The organism is Paraburkholderia sp. GAS38 (assembly GCF_050434965.1).
Taxonomy (GTDB): Bacteria; Pseudomonadota; Gammaproteobacteria; order Burkholderiales; family Burkholderiaceae; genus Paraburkholderia; species Paraburkholderia phenazinium_A.
Window position 1 is genome coordinate 118,608 of the sequence record NZ_JBNDJO010000007.1, and the last position, 17,852, is coordinate 136,459.

At 62.9% G+C, this 17,852-nt stretch carries 17 protein-coding genes; 8 read left to right on the top strand and 9 right to left on the bottom strand.

The window, feature by feature from the left end; translation table 11 throughout:
* Positions 1–41: 41 nt before the first annotated feature.
* Positions 42–386 carry a fucose-binding lectin II gene (locus P3T42_RS18240; protein ID WP_074296275.1) on the top strand — a complete coding sequence of 115 codons (345 nt, stop codon included), beginning with the start codon at positions 42–44 and terminating at the stop codon, positions 384–386.
* 82 nt (positions 387–468) lie between these two features.
* Here the strand turns inward: P3T42_RS18240 and P3T42_RS18245 are convergent, their stop codons facing one another.
* Positions 469–1,083 carry a LysE family translocator gene (locus P3T42_RS18245; RefSeq protein ID WP_429306820.1) on the bottom strand — a complete coding sequence of 205 codons (615 nt, stop codon included), beginning with the start codon at positions 1,081–1,083 and terminating at the stop codon, positions 469–471.
* Between the two features lie 92 nt (positions 1,084–1,175).
* Positions 1,176–2,600, bottom strand: coding sequence for a PLP-dependent aminotransferase family protein (locus P3T42_RS18250; RefSeq protein ID WP_429306821.1), 1,425 nt, complete (start codon positions 2,598–2,600; stop codon positions 1,176–1,178).
* A 507-nt stretch (positions 2,601–3,107) separates the two neighbouring features.
* Between P3T42_RS18250 and P3T42_RS18255 the strand changes: the two genes are divergently transcribed.
* Complete coding sequence (locus P3T42_RS18255; RefSeq protein WP_429306822.1) at positions 3,108–3,683, top strand: helix-turn-helix domain-containing protein; 576 nt, start codon at positions 3,108–3,110, stop codon at positions 3,681–3,683.
* A gap of 44 nt (positions 3,684–3,727) precedes the next feature.
* On the opposite strand, the gene P3T42_RS18260 is transcribed toward P3T42_RS18255, so the two are convergent.
* The 6 genes from P3T42_RS18260 to P3T42_RS18285 all read right to left on the bottom strand — a co-directional run bounded on the left by P3T42_RS18260 (position 3,728) and on the right by P3T42_RS18285 (position 9,092).
* Positions 3,728–4,426, bottom strand: coding sequence for an HD domain-containing protein (locus tag P3T42_RS18260; protein WP_074296271.1), 699 nt, complete (start codon positions 4,424–4,426; stop codon positions 3,728–3,730).
* A 382-nt stretch (positions 4,427–4,808) separates the two neighbouring features.
* Positions 4,809–5,879, bottom strand: coding sequence for a threonine aldolase family protein (locus P3T42_RS18265; RefSeq protein WP_429306823.1), 1,071 nt, complete (start codon positions 5,877–5,879; stop codon positions 4,809–4,811).
* A gap of 16 nt (positions 5,880–5,895) precedes the next feature.
* On the bottom strand, positions 5,896–6,630 hold the full coding sequence (locus P3T42_RS18270) for an amino acid ABC transporter ATP-binding protein (RefSeq protein WP_429306824.1): 735 nt from the start codon (positions 6,628–6,630) through the stop codon (positions 5,896–5,898).
* Between the two features lie 18 nt (positions 6,631–6,648).
* Positions 6,649–7,335, bottom strand: a complete 687-nt coding sequence (locus P3T42_RS18275) for an amino acid ABC transporter permease (RefSeq protein ID WP_429306825.1) — start codon at positions 7,333–7,335, stop codon at positions 6,649–6,651.
* 11 nt (positions 7,336–7,346) lie between these two features.
* Positions 7,347–8,123: an amino acid ABC transporter permease gene (locus P3T42_RS18280; protein WP_429306826.1), complete on the bottom strand. Its 777-nt coding sequence runs from the start codon at positions 8,121–8,123 to the stop codon at positions 7,347–7,349.
* Between the two features lie 51 nt (positions 8,124–8,174).
* Positions 8,175–9,092, bottom strand: a complete 918-nt coding sequence (locus P3T42_RS18285) for an amino acid ABC transporter substrate-binding protein (protein ID WP_074296266.1) — start codon at positions 9,090–9,092, stop codon at positions 8,175–8,177.
* 154 nt (positions 9,093–9,246) lie between these two features.
* On the opposite strand from P3T42_RS18285, the gene P3T42_RS18290 reads away from it, so the two are divergent.
* The gene (locus tag P3T42_RS18290; protein WP_083640480.1) at positions 9,247–10,176 is read left to right on the top strand and encodes a LysR substrate-binding domain-containing protein; all 930 of its coding nucleotides are present in this window, start codon (positions 9,247–9,249) and stop codon (positions 10,174–10,176) included.
* Between the two features lie 33 nt (positions 10,177–10,209).
* On the opposite strand, the gene P3T42_RS18295 is transcribed toward P3T42_RS18290, so the two are convergent.
* Positions 10,210–11,187 (bottom strand): LacI family DNA-binding transcriptional regulator, encoded by a 978-nt coding sequence (locus P3T42_RS18295; protein WP_429306969.1) that lies wholly within the window; start codon positions 11,185–11,187, stop codon positions 10,210–10,212.
* Positions 11,188–11,411: 224 nt separating this feature from the next.
* Here P3T42_RS18295 and P3T42_RS18300 point away from each other — a divergent pair, with 224 nt between their 5' ends.
* From P3T42_RS18300 to P3T42_RS18320, 5 genes are all read left to right on the top strand, one after another.
* Positions 11,412–12,959 (top strand): UxaA family hydrolase, encoded by a 1,548-nt coding sequence (locus P3T42_RS18300; protein WP_429306827.1) that lies wholly within the window; start codon positions 11,412–11,414, stop codon positions 12,957–12,959.
* A gap of 97 nt (positions 12,960–13,056) precedes the next feature.
* Entirely contained in the window at positions 13,057–14,340 is a 1,284-nt protein-coding gene (locus P3T42_RS18305) for an MFS transporter (RefSeq protein ID WP_429306970.1), read from the top strand.
* Positions 14,312–15,094, top strand: coding sequence for a 4-hydroxy-2-oxoheptanedioate aldolase (hpaI, locus tag P3T42_RS18310; RefSeq protein ID WP_429306971.1), 783 nt, complete (start codon positions 14,312–14,314; stop codon positions 15,092–15,094). Before P3T42_RS18305 ends, hpaI begins: the two co-directional genes overlap by 29 nt.
* A 175-nt stretch (positions 15,095–15,269) precedes the next feature.
* Positions 15,270–16,352, top strand: a complete 1,083-nt coding sequence (locus P3T42_RS18315; RefSeq protein WP_074296263.1) for a tartrate dehydrogenase — start codon at positions 15,270–15,272, stop codon at positions 16,350–16,352.
* A gap of 14 nt (positions 16,353–16,366) precedes the next feature.
* Positions 16,367–17,839 (top strand): NAD-dependent succinate-semialdehyde dehydrogenase, encoded by a 1,473-nt coding sequence (locus P3T42_RS18320; RefSeq protein ID WP_429306828.1) that lies wholly within the window; start codon positions 16,367–16,369, stop codon positions 17,837–17,839.
* Positions 17,840–17,852 lie beyond the last annotated feature (13 nt).

Consider the following 17,852-nt stretch of genomic DNA (forward strand, 5'->3'; position numbering starts at 1 on the left):
CAGATCTGATTGATTTAAAAAACGACTTTTAGGGATTTATTATGGCCAAGCAAGGTGTTTTTACTCTTCCTGCGAATATTAGTTTCGGTGTGACGGCGTATGCAAATTCCCAGTATACGGAGACGTTGACCGTCCTGGTCGATGGTGTGTCGAAAGGAACCTTCTCGGGAACCGGGGCCAATGAGGTGTCACTCGGTCATAAGGTTTTCAATTCCGGCAAGGGTGCGATTCAGGTGACCGTTAGCGCGCACGGCAGTGCGTCTGATCTGGTATCGACCCAGGTCGTCCTGGGCGGTAAAGCGAACTTTGCACTGCTGGCATCAGAGGACGGCGGCGACGGCGACTACAACGACTGCGTTGCCATCCTCAACTGGGCGATTGGCTGATAGTGTCGGCTGACTAAACGAGGTGGTCCGTAGCGGCGCAATCGCGCGGCAACCCTACGGACCACGATTCGCGGCTCGACGTTTAGCTCAACAGCCGCGCTGCAATCGGATACAGCGTCATCACGAGCAGCAGCGCCATTGCCACGTTGAAGATGTGCAGCCGCCTGGGGTCCGCGAGCACTTGCCGCATTGCCGTGCCGAAGCCGGCCCACAGCGAGATGCACGGAAAGCCGACCACGTAGAACACCACCGCCATCAACAGGACATTGCTGTTGAAGTTCTCGCTGACGTGAATGGTCGTGGCAGCGGTCAGCACCATCATCCACGCCTTCGGATTGACCCACTGGAAAGCGGCCGCTTCGTAAAACTTCATGGGCCGGCGCTCACCGTTGCGCAGTTTGACCTGACCCGAGGTGCCGATCTTCCACGCCAGATACAGCAGATACGCGACGCTGGCGATTTCCAGCACCGTGTACAGCACCGGAAAGCGCTGAAACGCCTCGCCAAGACCGAAGCCGACCGCCAGCATCAGCACCACCACGCCCGAGCTAATGCCGAACAGGTGCGGGAGCGTGCGGCGAAAACCGAAATTGACGCCCGAGGTGAGCAACATGGTGTTGTTCGGCCCCGGCGTGATGCTGGTGACGAGCGCGAACAGGATGCCGGCAGGCAGCGCGCTGAGGGATTCGAAGGACATCGGTGGCTCCGGTGACAATGCGTTTTAACGCAGTTTATCGACAGGAGCCGGTACAGTAACTGTACAGATTGGCGGGTGGGGTCCGGTACAGATCAGGCGGACGCGGTGCGCAGTTGCACCAGCTCTTCGGATATCAATTGACCCAGGGCCGCAATATCGCGTTCGGTCCGATCGGTCAGGGGCATGCCCATATTGAGCCGCAAGCAATGATTCAGGCTGCCGTCGGTGCAGAACAACTGGCCCGGCGCAAACGCGATGCCCAGCGCGAGCGCTTTGTGCAGTAAAGCCACGGTATCGAAACCGCGCGGCAGTTCGACCCACAGCCAATGCCCGCCCGAGACTTCATGGCTACAGGCTTCCGGCGGGAAGTGACGTTGCACGGCTGCCCGGTGCACCTTGGCATAGCCCGCCAGCGTCTGGCGCAGCCGTCGCAAGTGCGGCTCGAATAGTCCGCTAGCCATAAACGCGGCTAACGTGTGCTGAAACAGCGGCGCTGGCTCCGGGAAAAAATCCAGTTCCTTCCGCAGGTCTGTCACCGCGAAGCCTATCGACATGCCGGGACTGATCAGGTCGCTCAGGTTCGTGATGTAGTGCACCAGTCCGGCTTGATCGAATGCCTTGAAAGGCAACGGACGGCTCTTGCCGAAATACAGTTCGCCGTTCTGGTCGTCTTCAATCAGCGGCACGCCATGCTTCGCGAGCAAGCCGACTGTACGGCGCTTGGCGTTGTCGCTCATCAGCCCTCCGGTCGGATGCGAGAAGTTGGCCGAGAATACACATGCCGCCACGCTCTCCCGCTTCAGGACGAAATCGAGCGTGTCGGTGGACAGGCCGTGCTCTGGGTGCGCGGGTATCTCGAGCGCTTTCAGTCCCATTGCATCCAGGTCCCTTAACAGCCTCATCGAGGCCGGGGACGCAATGGCAACCGTATCGCCCGGTTTGGTTAGCACTCGCAGTAGCGCGCGGTGGGTGAATTTGCCGCCCGGCGTAACGGTGACGTCTTCGGCGCGCCAGTTGCAGCCCATCAATCGTCCCCGGCGCGCCAACTGTCCCGCGAGCGGCGATTGAGCGCACATGTCCCCCAAGGTAAAAAACGAGGGATTGCGACGAGCCTGGGCCGTCATGATGCGTTGCAGGGCCAGGACCGGATACAGATCCGGATCGATCACGGCAAACAGCATGGGCTGCTCGTGAACCTCCAGCCGGTCCAGTTCGCGCAGCAAGGCGCGTTGCGCCGGCAGCGCGGGCTGCGCGACGGCTTCCGGCCGAGGTTGCTGCGGCTGACCGATGCTTGCCTGGCGTTCTCGAACATAGAAGCCGGAACGCGGGCGTGCCGCGATCAGCCCCGCGTCTTCGAGCAGGTACAGCGCGTGGGTGATGGTGGCGCTACTTCCCTTGAAGCGCGAACACAAGGCGCGGATCGACGGCAACTTGTCGCCGGGGCGAAACGCACCGGAGCAGATCTCTTCGTGCAATTGGCTGGCAAGTTCGCCGTAACGAGTCGTCCGGTCCCACATCCGCGATCCACCTGTTTTCGAAACGCCACAATATAAGCAATTCTAACAGTGCGCCCTGGGCCTGTGAGGTCGGGCATCGCCCCTGTATCGATCCACCGAGGGATACAGATTGCAAAACGGATGCAGTGTCCCGATTCAGATTGCGATGCCTGGTTCTATCGCGCGGCGTTGCCCATGCGCAAAATGATCCCACGCTACCTTCCAGGGATATTCACCATGAACCAGCCGCAATTATGTTCAAACCGGGGTCATGTCGTAGTGGAGCATCCGGCCACAGTGCGTTCTTATCCGGCGCCCCCATTCTGGCAACGGATAGGGCATCTCTGGCGGAGTCAATGGCAATCGCCGGCAAACCGGGATGATGCACGACAGAAGGCTTCGATTCAGGAGCGCCTCGAGCAGGCGGCCCGATTGCAGCGCCTGATACGGCACCTCTGGCGCTAGTGCGCGGCGCGCGAGAACCCTTGCCGGATTCGGGTACGACTATCGACTCATCGCCTTGACTCTATGCTCTCCGAACTTGAAGAAACGACGCCGGCGATCGTGCTTGGCGGAAAGATTCGTGCGTTACGGCAGAGGTTAAAACGCACGCTCGACTACACGGCGGCCGCCGCGGGGATTTCGAAGCCCTTTCTCTCGCAGGTTGAGCGAGGGCTGGCCAAACCGTCGATCGCGTCGCTGAACGGGATCGCCCGCGCGCTCGGGGTCGCCGCGCAGTACTTCGTGGATACGCCGCGTGATCGGCAGCCGGTATGTCGCAGCGATCAGTTGAAGTTCTTCAGGTTTGCGGAGTCGGAGAACCTGTTTGCGCAACTCACGCGGGCATCGCCGCACCAACAACTCGAGGTGATTCTCGTCAGGTTCCCGCCCGGGCAAAGGCAGCCGACCGACATGCCCACGAGTGCCGCAGAAGAGTTTCTGTACGTGATATCCGGCGAGGTGTCGCTGACGTTGGAGCGCGAGACCTTTGTCTTGCAAGCCGGAGACAGTGCACATTACCCGGCTACGCTGCCGCATCAATGGAACAATAACCAGCGCATGGAGGCGCTCGCCCTTTGGGTCGGCACACCGAAGTTACTTTAGGGGTCCTGAGGTGACCAGATACTGGGAACCGGGCTGCGAATCAACTATGCCTTGCCGGTGTCCGCGCAACCGCAGCCGGCGTGATGCGCATGGCCGGCGTTGCTGTCGTCCCATGCCGAACCCAGGATGATCTGGCAGAAATTCAGGCGCTTGTACGTCGGGTCGCGAAGCTCGAGCACGTCGGCCTTGACGTTGCCGAAGGTCGTTTCGGGCTTCCGGATCGTGCCCTGTGCGAAGGCGTCGATGATGTCGTTTTTGAAGGTCTGCTCGCGCGGATGGGCGGCCACGACCTGGATCCGTTGTTCTTCGCTGAACTCGTGATACGTGAGGCCCAGCACGTCCATCTCGACGCCCGCGGTCACCAGTGCGACCACCGGCTTCATGTGTTCGGGCACACCTGGCGTCGTATGCAGCGCAATGGAGGCCCAGACCTGTTCGATGTCGTATTCGTTCGCGCCGTACTGCTTGAGGAAGTCGCGCGCGGCGTTCGCACCATCCACCTCGAAGCGGTCGGTCTTGCTGCTGTACGCCTCGATCAGACCCATGTCATGGAACATGGCGCCCACATAGAGCAGTTCCGGATCGAACTTGAGCTGTTTGCGCTCGCCGGCCAGCGCACCGAACAGGAACACGCGGCGCGAATGGTTGTAGAGCAGGTCCGGTTCGGTGTCGCGTACCAGTTCAGTGGCGGCACGCGCCATGATGCTATCGGGAATCTTGATGCCGGCGATGGTGGTAGTCATACGATATTCCTTGAGGGTAAGAGACGAAACAGTCATGGGCGAGCGCCGCAGCCGTGCGTCGACAGGCTGCTTCATGGCGTCCATCCAGGCGCGTGTTGTTAGAGACCAGTATTGGCCAACGCCCCTTGACGGGCAACGACGAGGGACCGTGCAACACTGCCAGGCGCACGGCGTTTTCTGCCGCGGCGGCAGATAGGGACCCGCTATGGAGATGATTGGCTGTTCGAGCCGGCGGAGAACCGGCAGACGGCCGAATGAGCGGCCGTCGCCTCAGAAGCCGTAGAGCACGGCTGGACGGGTCGCGAGAATCCGCGGCTTCAGCGCATCTCGACTTGTCGCAGGACCGCCGCGCAGGCGGTTTCAATGGTGCGCTTACGTGCGCTTAAGTACGCCCGCAGCGCTCGAGTACGCTTGCGAATGCTGCTACCGCATGCTCGATGTCCGAGTCGTCGATATGACGATGCATCACGCAGCGCAGCATCCGCTCGCCCCACGGCCGCGTCAGCACGCCTAGCGCGCTCAGGGCATCGACCCACTGATGGCTCGTCATCCCCGTCTCGCCGATCTTCACCTGGACGATATTGGTTTGCGGCTCGCTGGCCTGCAGCGAGGCGCCGAGGCCGTTCAGACTTTCGCTCAGCTTGCGCGCCCGGGCATGGTCTTCGGTAAGACGCGCGCTCATCGTCTGCAATGCTTCGAGACCGGCTGCTGCGACGATCCCTGCCTGACGCTGGGTGCCGCCCAGCATCTTGCGGTACGAACGGGCCGTCGCGATGACGCTGCGACTGGCCGCGAGGACCGCGCCGACCGGCGCGCTCAGTCCCTTGGACAGGCATAACGACACCGACTCCGCATGTCCGGCGAGTGTCGTGGCCGGCACGCCGAGCGCCACGGCGGCATTCATCAGACGCGCGCCGTCGATATGGACCGGCACGCCGGCCTGCATGGCGAGCGCATGCACGTCGCGCATGTGCGAAGGCGGCAGGATGGCGCCGCCGGCGTTGTTGTGCGAGGTCTCCATCGCGATCAGGCCGACACCGAGCCGGTACGCACCGGGACGGATGGCGGCGGCGAGCCGGTCCAGATCCATGGCTCCCGACTGGCCTTCGACCGGGGTGTAGGCGAGACCGGCGAGCAAGGAGCCGCCGCGTTCGGTGGTGTACATGTGCGAGTTGGCTTCGAGCACCACCTGTTCATGCCGTTGTGCATGCGACAGCACGGCCAGCAGGTTTGCCATCGTACAGGTCGGCACATACAGCCCGGCTTCCTTGCCGAGCCGCGCCGCAACGGCTTCTTCGAGCTCGCGCACCGAGGGATCGCCGTCGAGGCCGTCGTCGCCAATCGGCGCGTTCTGCATGCGCTCGTACATCGCGCGGGTAGGGCGGGTCACCGTGTCGCTGCGCAGATCGATCAGGTGCGCGTGACTGGATTCGGAAAGGGGGAAGTCCTGCATGTTGGCTCTGAAAGAGTTAGTGGTGAAGAATCTTCGACAGGAAATGGCGGGACCGCTCGGTGCGTCCGGCCGTGTTGCCGAAAAAGTCCGCTTTGTCGCAGTCCTCGAGGATGCGGCCGCCGTCCATGAAGATCACCCGGTCGGCGACGCGTTGCGCGAAACCCATTTCGTGCGTCACGACCATCATCGTCATGCCGTCGCGCGCGAGATCGGTCATGACGTCGAGCACTTCGTTGACCATCTCGGGATCGAGCGCGGAAGTGGGCTCGTCGAACAGCATCACGATCGGATCCATCGACAACGCGCGCGCAATCGCGACGCGCTGTTGCTGACCGCCGGACAAGGCAGCCGGGAACTTATGCTTGTGCGCCGCGAGGCCGACACGCTGCAGCAATTGCATCGCGCGTTCCTGGGCCGTGTCGCGATTGCGCTTGAGCACCTTTATCTGCCCAAGGCACAGATTGTCGAGCACGCTCAGATGCGGAAACAGTTCGAAGCCCTGAAAGACCATGCCCGCCCTTGAGCGGATCTTGCCGAGATTGGCCCGTGCGCCGGTGACGTCCATGTTGTCGATCCGGATCTCGCCTTGCTGAACGGCTTCGAGGCCGTTCACGGTTTTGATGAGCGTTGACTTCCCGGAACCGGATGGCCCACACACCACCACGACCTCGCCCTTGGCGACCCGCGTGTTGCACTCGGTGAGTACCTGGAAGGCGCCATACCACTTGCTGACGTTGTCGATCTGGATCATAAGAGGAGAGAGGGGGCGTTAATGGGCCTGCAGTGCGCCGTCGAAGCGTTTGACGAGACGCGATGCACCGAAGCAGATGACGAAGTAGACGGCGGCCGCGAACACGTACATCGGCACGGTGCTGCCGTCGCGGTTGGCGACGTCGGAGGCGGCGCCGAAGAAATCGGTCATGGAGAGCACGTAGACGAGCGAGGTGTCCTGGAAGAGCGTGATCACGCGGGTGAGCAGTGCGGGTGTCATGTTGCGTAGCGCCTGCGGCAACACGATGCTGACCATGGTCTGCGCGTAGGTGAGTCCGAGCGCGGCGCCTGCGTTCATCTGCCCCGTGGGCACCGACGCGATGCCGGCCCGCATGATCTCGCAGAAATACGCGGACTCGAATAGCGTGAAGGTGATCACGGCGGAACGGTAGGGGCCGACTTCGATGGGTGAATTCGCACCGGTCAGCCACGCGCCGACGTAGGGCGCAAGAAAGTAGAACCAGAAGATCACCAGCAGCAGCGGCACCGAACGCATGCCGTTCACGTAGAGCGTGGCCGGCACCGACAGCAGCCGCGAGGGCGACATGCGGCACAGCGCGAGCAGGGTGCCGAGCACAAGACCGAGGACGGCGGAGAGTGCGGTCAGCGTCAGCGAGAACGTCATGCCGACCTTGAACAGGTACGGTAACGACGTCACGAGTTGATGGATGCCTGAAGCGGTCATCGTAGCGGCCCTCAGGGTTGTTCGGCTTCGGCGATCGCCAGCGCACCGGGCGCCGCACTCGAACCGGAGATCGGCACGGCGGATTTGCGCTCGAGCCGCGCGAGGCTATACACCACGACGGTATTGATCGCGAAGTAGACGATCGTGGCGGCGCTGAACGCTTCGAAGATATGGAAACTGAACTCCTGCATGGAGCGGGCCGCACCGGTGAGTTCGACGAGGCCGATCGTCATGGCCACCGACGAGTACTTGATCGTCGCCATGAATTCCGACGTCAGCGGCGGCACGACAATCCGGAACGCTTGCGGCAGGATCACGAAGCGATACGCCTGAAACGTGGTGAGGCCCAGCGCGACCGCGGCCTGCCGCTGGCCTGTGCGCAGCGAACGGATGCCGGAACGCAGCGTCTCGGCGATGCGCGCGGTGCCGTAGAAGCCGAGGCACAGCAGCGCGGGGAAGAATTGCCCCCACGGTTGCTGCATCTGCTTGATGGCGGTGCCGAGACTTTTCGGCAGCAGTTCAGGCAGCACGTAGTACCACAGGAACATCTGCACGAGCAGCGGCACGTTGCGGAACAGTTCGACGTAGGTGGTGGCTGCGAGACGGGCGGGCTTCGACTCGACCGTACGAAACACGCCGACCACCGAACCCAGCAGCAGCGAGAACGCGTAGGCGCACAACGACAACGCAATCGTCCATCCCGCGCCGATCAGCAGCGTTTGCAGATACGTGTGCACGCCGTCGGGCGACAGATCGTTGAAACTGGCCCAGCTCCATTGGTATTTCATGGTCGTCGCATGGTCGGAATCGGTGGATAGGGCGTGCCGGCGCAGCGAGGGTCACTGATAGACGGTGGGGTCGCCCGAGTCGGACGGATGCTCGAATGCGTGCTTCAGTTCCGCGCTCATCGGGTACTTGAGGTTGATGTTGGCCGGCGGCACCGGCGAGTTGAACCACTTGTCGTAGATCGCGTAGATCTGCTTGCTCTTGATGAGGTCGAGCACCGCGCCGTCCACGGCCTGCTTGAAGCGCGGATCGTCCTTCGGCTCGACGATGCCGTACGGCGCGACCATCATCGGCTTGGTGCCGATCACGTAGTCCTGCGCCTGGCCCGAGGTGGCGACGAGGCCATAGGCGATGCCGTCGTCGGTGGACACCGCTGCCGCGCGTCCGGTCTTCACCGAGAGGAACGAAGACGCGGCGTCGTTCACCGGCAGCACGGCGATATTCAGGTGCTGCTGGTTGCTGATCTGCTGGATCACCTGAAAGTCGAGTCCGCCCGCCAGGCTCGAGATGGTCTTGCCGCTGAATGCGGCCGGGTCGTTGGCATTCAGTCCGCTGTCCTTGCGCGCCAGCAACACCACCTTCGCGACGAAGGTGGTCGGCGAGAAGGAGACGAACTTGTGCCGCTCGATCGTATTGGTTGTGTTGCCGCATTCCAGATCGATGGTGCCGTTCGTCAGCAACGGCAAGCGCGTGGCCGAGGTCACCGGCACATAGCGGATGTTCAGCGTCGGCATGCCGAGGGCCGTTTTGAGGTGGTCGGCAATGTGCTGGCAGATTTCGACTGAATAACCCACGGGTTTCTGCTCGTTGTCGAGGTAGGCGAACGGCAGCGACGACGTCGGATAGCCGAGCGAGATGGTGCCGCTCTGTTTGATCCGGTCGAGCCGGCTCGACGTGTCCGCGTGCGCGCCGGCTACCAGACCGAACCCGGCAATCAAGGCAGCCGTCGTCAACAACGAGAGGGGTTTCATATCCGTGGTGTTCCTGGATCAAGGGCGCACCCGCCTCGCGGGCCGCATTGCAAACGTGAATGGAGTGGCATCGCTGCATGCCGACGGCCTCAATATGAGTCGCCATTATGCTAAAGTCCAATACCTGTCTAGCATCCTTCAATACAGAATTGATATGCCAAAATTGAAGCTGGGCGTGCGCCATGTGGAAGCGTTTCGCGCTGTGATGTCGACGAGTTCGATGACCGTCGCGGCGCGGGCCATGCATACCTCGCAGCCGCAGATCAGCCGGTTGATCTCGCAGTTGGAGGCCATCACCCAGTTCTCGCTGTTCGAGCGCAACGGCAGCCGCCTGAGTCCGACCCAGGACGGCTTGCGCTTTTACCGCGAAGTCGAGAAGACCTTTGCCGGTCTTGCCGAGCTCGAATCAGTGGCCGAGAATATCCGCTCGTTCAGCGCCGCGCGTCTTGGCGTGGCGGCGATGCCGCGGCTTGCGGGCGATCTGCTGGTCAAGATCGTGGCGCAATTTCACGCGGCCCATCCGGACGTGCTGGTGTCGATTCATTCGGGTAACGCAGTGAACGTCAAAGACTGGATCCGCTCCGGCTTTTGCGACACCGGGCTGGCATTGCTGACGGGGGATGCGCCGGGGATTCGCGTCGAACGGATCTCCACGCTGCAATGCGTCGCCGTGCTGCCGGCCGGACATCCGCTGTGCCGGTTTCGCAAGCTGAAGCCGTCGCACTTCGACAATCAGCCCTTCATCTCGCCGACCGGCGAGAGCCTGCTGCGCTCGACGATTGACGACGTGTTCGCCGCCGAGCACGTCAAGCGGCAGATCGTGGCCGAGGCCAGCCTGGGTTCTTCGGTGTGTGCAATGGTGCGGGCGGGAATCGGCGTGAGTCTGGTGAACATGCTGGCCGCGCGCGACGAGCAACTGAATGGAGGGATCGAGTTGCGTCCGTTCAGCGTGGAGATTCCCACTGAAGTGGCGTTGCTGTACCCGCCGTATCAGGCGCAGACGCGTCTGGTCGACGCGTTCGCAAAGATCGCACGGCCGATTATTCGCGACGAAATGGCCGATCTGAAGAAAACGCCTGCTTGAGGCTGGTGCGCAAACCCGTCTCTGTGCTGTGCGTCAGGCGCTGTCCCGCTCGATCAGGCTGAACCCCACGTCGACCATTTGCTCGTTGCCGGCACGGTTTTCAATGCGCTCGACGAGCATCGTCGCCGCGAGCGAGCCGATACGGGTGCCGTCGATTCGCATGGTGGACAGTGGCGGCGTCGTGTCCTTCGCAAAGTTCAGATCGCCGTAGCCGATCACGCGCAAGCGGCCAGGCACCGCTACGCCCTGGCAATCCGCTTCCATCAACACGCCCAGCGCCAGACTATCCGCGCCGCAAAATACGGCGTCGATATCGGCATTCGTCTCTAGCAGGCCCCTCAACGCACGTCGACCGTCGCCCAGATTCGCGGGCGACTCGACCGTCACCACGGGAATCGCAGCGCTGGTTTTCGCGCCGCCGAACGCTTCGAGGAACGCCTTGGTACGAGCCTGCGCGCGCCGGTCGCTCGGCGTGACGACAGCGGGGCGCCGCACGCCGCGCTTCTTCAGGAACTTCGCCGCGGCCTTGCCAACCTGTTCATGCGAGAAGCCGACTAGCATGTCGATCGGTTCACTGGTCAGGTCCCATGTCTCGACCACAGGGATGCCGCTTGCCTGCAGTTTTTGTCTCGCGCTCTGCGAGTGGACGACGCCAGTCAACACGATGCCGGCGGGCCGGCGACCGATCACCGCATCGAGCAGGGCGTCCTCACGCGACTCGTCGTATCCGCTTTGCCCAATCAGCAACTGATAGCCCGACGCGGCAAGCTGGGTGGTCAGAGCCTCGACGGTTTCCTGAAACACACTGCCGGCCATGGCGGGGATCAAGGCGACGATCAGATCGCTGCGAGTCGACGCCAGCGACCCTGCGATCAGGTCCGGGGTATACCCGGTTTGCCGCACGGCGGCCTGGATACGTTCCAGCGTTTCTACCGAGACCAGTTCCGGCGTATTCAGCGCGCGAGAAACGGTCACCTTCGTCACGCCGACGAGCGCCGCGAGGTCGCTCAGCGTGACGCGGCCAGAGTTTTTGCGGGCGCGGCGAGGGGCGCTTCGTTCGACAGGGGCAAGCAGGGAGGTAGGCGGTTTGCTCACGACGTGGATCACTCGAGCCCAAAAAAAGTTGCTGGTAATTAGCGCAAAAGCATATTAGCATGCGCTCTATGTTACCGGTTACATAAACCGGTAACATCAAACAGGCGAAGAGCAGGTCGTGCATAAGTTAGGAGACAGGTATGTCGCAGGCGAGCGCGGTGGTCAACGAACCGCTCATCCGGCTTAACGCCGCGGACAATGTGCTGATTGCGCGCGAGGCGCTTTCTATCGGGCAGTTACTCGGCTTGGGCGATGCGACCATCCGCATGCGTGCCCAGGTTGCCGCAGGGCACAAAGTGGCCGCGCAACGTATTCCGCGCGGCGCGGCGATCCGCAAATACGACACCATCATTGGCCGGGCCGCGCGCGACATCGAGGCGGGGGACCACGTCCATACCCATAACGTCGAACTGATCGACTTCGAACGCGATCCGGGCTTCTGCCTCGATGTGCGCCCGGTCGAGTACGTTGCGCAAGCTGAACGCGCCACCTTCAAGGGCATCGTTCGACCCGATGGGCGCGTCGCGACACGCAACTTCATCGGCATCCTCGCCTCGGTCAACTGTTCATCGACCGTCATCAAGAATATTGCCGCGTGGTTTACGCCGGAACGGCTGGCGCCTTATCCGAATGTCGACGGCGTGGTGGCGTTCGCGCAGACCAGCGGCTGCGGCATGTCCTCGCCGAGCGAGCACTTCGATGTGTTGCGCCGGACGCTCGCGGGCTATGCGCGTCATCCTAATCTCGGCGGCGTGCTGATTGTCGGGCTGGGGTGCGAACGCAATCAGGTCGGCGCCTTGCTCGATTCACAAGGTCTGCACACCGGCGCCGCTGTTCACGCGCTGGTGATGCAGGACGAAGGCGGCACCCGTGCGACGATCGAGGCGGGCATCGCCGCCATCCAGCAGATGCTGCCGGCGGCCAACGACATCGAGCGCCGTTCCGTATCGGCGAGTCATCTGAAGATCGGTCTGGAATGCGGCGGCTCCGATGGCTTCTCGGGCATCACCGCGAATCCTGCCCTCGGCGCGGCCATGGACATTCTGGTGCGCCATGGCGGCACGGCGATCCTTTCCGAAACGCCCGAGATTCACGGCGTCGAATACATGCTGACGCGCCGCGCGGTGACGCCGGCGGTGGGCCAGAAACTGCTCGACCGGCTGGCGTGGTGGGAGCAGTACACGCGCGGCCACAACGGCCAGTTCAACGGTGTCGTGGGACCCGGCAATCAGCAGGGCGGACTCGCCAACATCTTCGAAAAATCGCTCGGCTCGGCGATGAAAGGCGGGACCACGCCGCTGCAGGCCGTCTATGAGTATGCCGAACCGATCGACCGCGCCGGCTTCGTCTTTATGGATTCGCCCGGCTACGACCCCGTCGCGGTAACCGGACAGATTGCCAGCGGCGCAAACCTGATCTGCTTCACGACCGGCCGTGGCTCGATGTTCGGCTCAAAGCCTGCGCCGACCCTTAAGCTTGCGAGCAACACGCCGATGTTCAAGCGGCTGCGCGACGACATGGATATCAATTGCGGCCTGATCCTCGATGGCGAACGCTCTGTCGAAGAGATGGGGCAGGACATCTTCGAGCACATCCTGCGCGCCGCTTCGGGCGAGCGTACCCGTAGCGAACTGCTCGGGCTGGGCGACCACGAATTCGTGCCCTGGCATATGGGCATCGTGAGCTGAGCCGCCGCCATCACTACAAAAAAACCGGAGACAGAGATTGAATCAAGCCTTGCAACAGGCGCCTCGCAGCAAAGTGCGCTGGCTGGTGGCCGGCCTGATGTGGTCGGCCATTGCCATCAACTATATCGACCGTACTGTGCTGTCCGCCGCGGCCCCGCATCTGCAGTCCGAGTTCCATCTCGGCGCCATGGAGATGGGGATCGTGATGTCGGCGTTCTTCTGGTCGTACTCGCTGCTGCAACTGCCGGCCGGGATGCTGGCCGACCGTTTCGGGCAGAAGCTTGTACTGGGCATGGCCGTGTTCTGGTGGTCGCTCGCGACGGCCGTCACGGGACTTGCTACCGGCTTCAAATCGCTCGTGGCCCTGCGGGTGATGCTGGGTGTCGGCGAGGCGGGTTCCTATCCCAGCAACGCGGGCATCGCCACGCGATGGTTTCCGCGCAAGGAGCGCGCCACCGTGGCGGGCATCTTCGATAGCGGGTCGAAACTGGGTGGGGCGGTGGCGCTTCCGCTGATCGCCTGGTTGCTGGCCACCTTCGACTGGAAAGTGACTTTTGCGATCACCGGCGCGCTGGGGCTTGTCTGGTGCGTCGTCTGGGTCGTGGCGTTCAGAAACTCGCCGGCCGATCACCGGCGCGTCAACGCGGCCGAGCTCGCGTATATCCGCGACGGCGCAGAGGCGCCGCGTCGCGACAATGCGCTGGCAGAAGTACCCTGGTACAGGCTGTTCGGATACCGAAACATCTGGGCCATGTGCATCGGCTTCTTCATGATCAACTACAACTCGTACTTCTTCATCACATGGCTGCCGACCTATCTCGTCAAGGCGCGCGGCATGAGCATGATAGAGATGGGTTTCATGGCTTCGTTGCCGCTCATTCTTTCGATGGTCGTCGAGATATTGGCGGGCTGGGCCTCGGATCGTGTGTATGCCTCCGGACGGCTGTCGCTCACCGCGACCCGCAAACTGTTTCTCATCGTCGGCCTGTTGATGGCGTCAAGCATCGGCCTTGCGGCGTTCGCCGCTTCGCCGCTGGTGGCCGTGGCCTTGCTGTGCGTGGCGAAGTCGGGCACCACCGTCGCCGCGTCGCAGGTCTGGGCATTGCCAGGCGACGTCGCACCACGGAATATGGTCTCGCGGGTCGCGGGCATCCAGAACACCGTCTCGAACATGGGGGGCGTGGTTGGTCCCGTCGTTACCGGTGCGATTGTGGGCGCAACCGGATCGTTCGTTCCCGCGCTGCTGTTCTCGTCGGCACTGATTGTGATTGCCATGCTCAATTATCTGTTCCTGCTCGGCAGGGTGGAACCCATCCAGTTCAATCCCATCCCCATGGAGGCTAGAAATCGTGATGAACGCAACGTCGACGTCCGCGCTTAATCCATTCAAGGCGGCGCTTGCCAGCGGCCAAAAGCAGATTGGCTTCTGGCTTTCGATGGCCGATGCCTATCTGGCCGAAGTCAGTGCAACGGCCGGTTTCGAATGGCTATTGATCGACGCAGAGCACGCCCCCAATGACGTGCGCAGTATCCTCGCGCAACTGCAGGCGGTGGCGCCGTATCGCGCCGAGGCGGTTGTGCGGCCGGTGAACGGCGACCCCGCGTTGCTCAAGCGCCTGCTCGATATCGGCGCGCGCAATCTGCTGGTGCCGATGATCGATACCGCGGAGCAGGCCCGTGCGTGCGTGGCCGCCGTGCGCTATCCGCCGCATGGCATTCGCGGTGTGGGCAGCGCAGTGGGACGTGCGTCGCGCTGGAGCTCGCGCACCGACTATCTGGATATCGCGGACAGCGAAATCTGCCTGCTCGTGCAGGCGGAGACCGTCACGGCGCTCGACCATCTCGAGGCGATTTGCGCGGTGGACGGTGTCGATGGTGTTTTCATTGGACCGGCGGATCTGGCTGCGTCGATGGGGCATCGCCGCAAGCCGGGTCATCCGGAGGTGCAGCAGGCAATCGAGACGGCGATGCGCACCATCATTGCGTCCGGCAAGGCGGCCGGCACCTTGACCTCGGACCCGGCGCTGGCGCGTCGCTATCTCGAGCTTGGCTGCACGTTCGTTGCGACCGGCGTGGATATCCTTATGTTCGCGAACGCGGCCCGCAAGCTGGCCCGCGAGTTTATCGAGCAGTGAAGCAGGGGCGAACTACGCCCCCCCGACGCCGTGGGCCGACAGGTGGCATCGGCCGGCACGAAGCGCGTATTGGAGCGACAATAGCTCTCGGTGCTTCCCCATCCCTTGAAGCCGATCTCCGCAAAGCTCGCCGGGCCGCCGCACGAACCATTCGTTATCTGTAGAGGAGAGTCACATGAACAAGCCGTACCGCATTGCCGTCATTCCTGGGGACGGCATCGGCAAGGAGGTGATGCCCGAGGGCCTGCGCGCACTCGAAGCCGTCAGCAAGCGATTCGGCATCGCGCTGGAATTCAGGCATATCGAATGGGCAAGCTGCGACTACTACGCGAAGCACGGTCAGATGATGCCGGACGACTGGAAAGCGCAATTGCAACCCATGGATGCGATCCTGTTCGGCGCGGTCGGCTGGCCGGACACGGTACCCGATCATGTTTCCTTGTGGGGTTCGCTGCTGAAGTTTCGCCGCGAGTTCGACCAGTACATCAACTTGCGCCCGGCGCGTCTCTTTGCCGGCGTGCCGTCGCCGCTCGCAGGGCGCAAGGCAGGCGACATCGATTTCTGGATCGTGCGCGAGAACACCGAAGGCGAGTACTCGTCGGTAGGCGGTGTGATGTTCGAAGGCACGGAGCGCGAATTCGTCCTGCAGGAATCCGTGTTCACGCGGCACGGCAGCGAGCGCGTGCTGAAGTTCGCCTTCGACCTTGCGCAGCGGCGCGAGCGCAAGAAGATCACCGTTGCGACCAAGAGCAACGGCATCGCCATCAGCATGCCGTGGTGGGACAAATGCGCGGCCGGCATCGCGGCGCAGTATCCGGATGTGACGTGGGACAAGCAGCATATCGACATCCTGTGCGCACGTTTCGTGCTGAATCCGGACCGCTTCGATGTGGTCGTGGCCACCAACCTGTTCGGCGACATCCTTTCCGATCTCGGTCCCGCCTGCACCGGCACGATCGGTCTTGCGCCCTCGGCGAACATGAATCCGGATCGCAAGTTTCCTTCGTTGTTCGAACCGGTTCACGGTTCGGCGCCGGATATCTACGGCAAGAACATCGCCAATCCGATTGCGATGGTCTGGTCGGCGGCGATGATGCTCGACTTCCTCGGCAACGGCCAGGGCGTCGAGCGCGAGGCACACGACGCCATGCTGGCCGCGATCGAGGCGGTGCTGAAGGAAGGCCCGCATACCGGCGATCTCGGCGGCCGGGCGAACACCACGGAAGTCGGCAAGGCGATCGCCGAGCGGCTCGCCTGAACAAGGAGTTTTCCATGGCAACGAAATTCGAATTGAGCGAGCTGATCCGCACCGGGCACTTTATCGACGGTCAGTGGGTGGCCTCTGCAAACGGCAAGCGCTTCGACGTGACGAATCCGGCCACGGGTGAAGTGATCGCCACCATCGCGGACGGCGGCGAGGCCGATGCCCGCGCCGCGACCGATGCCGCCGCGCGCGCTTTCCCCGCCTGGCGCGATGCGCTGCCCAAGGAGCGCGCCGCCGTGCTGCACCGCTGGCACGCGCTGATGCTCGAGAACGCCGACGCGCTTGGGCACCTGATCTCGCTCGAACAGGGCAAGCCTTTCGCGGAAGGGCGCGGCGAAGTGCTGTATGGCGCATCGTATGTCGCGTGGTTCGCGGATGAAGCGACGCGCATCTATGGCGATCTGATTCCGCAGCAGCAGCGTGGCAAGCGCATGAGCGCGGTGAAGGAGCCTATCGGCATTGTCGCGGCCATCACGCCGTGGAATTTCCCGCTGGCGATGATTGCGCGCAAGATCGCGCCGGCGCTCGCCGCAGGATGTACGGTGGTGGGCAAGCCCGCCGAGGATACGCCGCTCACGGCGCTTGCGCTCGTGATGCTCGCGCATGAAGCGGGTGTGCCGCCCGGCGTGCTGAACCTGATTGCGGCGTCGCGCGAGAGTGCGGTGTCGGCGGTGGCCGCGTGGCTGCACGACAGCCGTGTGCGCAAGATCACCTTCACCGGTTCGACGCCGGTCGGCAAGTATCTGGCGCGCGAGTCGGCGGATACGCTCAAGAAGCTCTCGCTCGAACTGGGCGGCAACGCACCGTTCATCGTGTTCGACGACGCGGATCTCGAAGCGGCCGTCAGCGGTCTGCTGGTGTCGAAGTTCCGCAACGGCGGGCAGACCTGCGTGTGCCCGAATCGCGTCTACGTGCAGTCGTCGGTGTACGAGAGATTCGGCGACATGCTGGCCCGACGCGTCGCAGCGCTGAAGGTCGCGCCGGCCACTGACCCCAACGCTCAGATCGGCCCGATGATCAACGCGCGCGCCGTCGAAAAGATCGCACGGCACGTCGACGATGCCGTGTCGAAGGGTGCGCGTGTCCTCGCCGGCGGAAAGCGGCTTACGGCGCTCGGTCCCAACTACTATGCGCCGACGGTCCTCGCCGATGCCACCGGCGCGATGCAGTTGAGCTGCGAGGAGACCTTTGGCCCGGTCGTGCCGCTGTTCCGCTTCGACGACGAAGCGCAGGCCATCCACGCGGCGAACGACACACCGTTCGGTCTTGCCGCGTATTTCTACAGCCAGGACGTGCGTCGCATCGACCGCGTCGCAAGGCAGTTGGAGGCGGGTATCGTCGGCATCAACGAGGGCGCGCTGGCGAGTGAGGCCGCGCCGTTTGGCGGCGTGAAAGAATCGGGCTATGGCCGCGAGGGATCGAAGTATGGCCTCGACGATTATCTGTCCATCAAGTATCTCTGCCAGGGCGGACTCGAATAAGCGAGGGGATGTA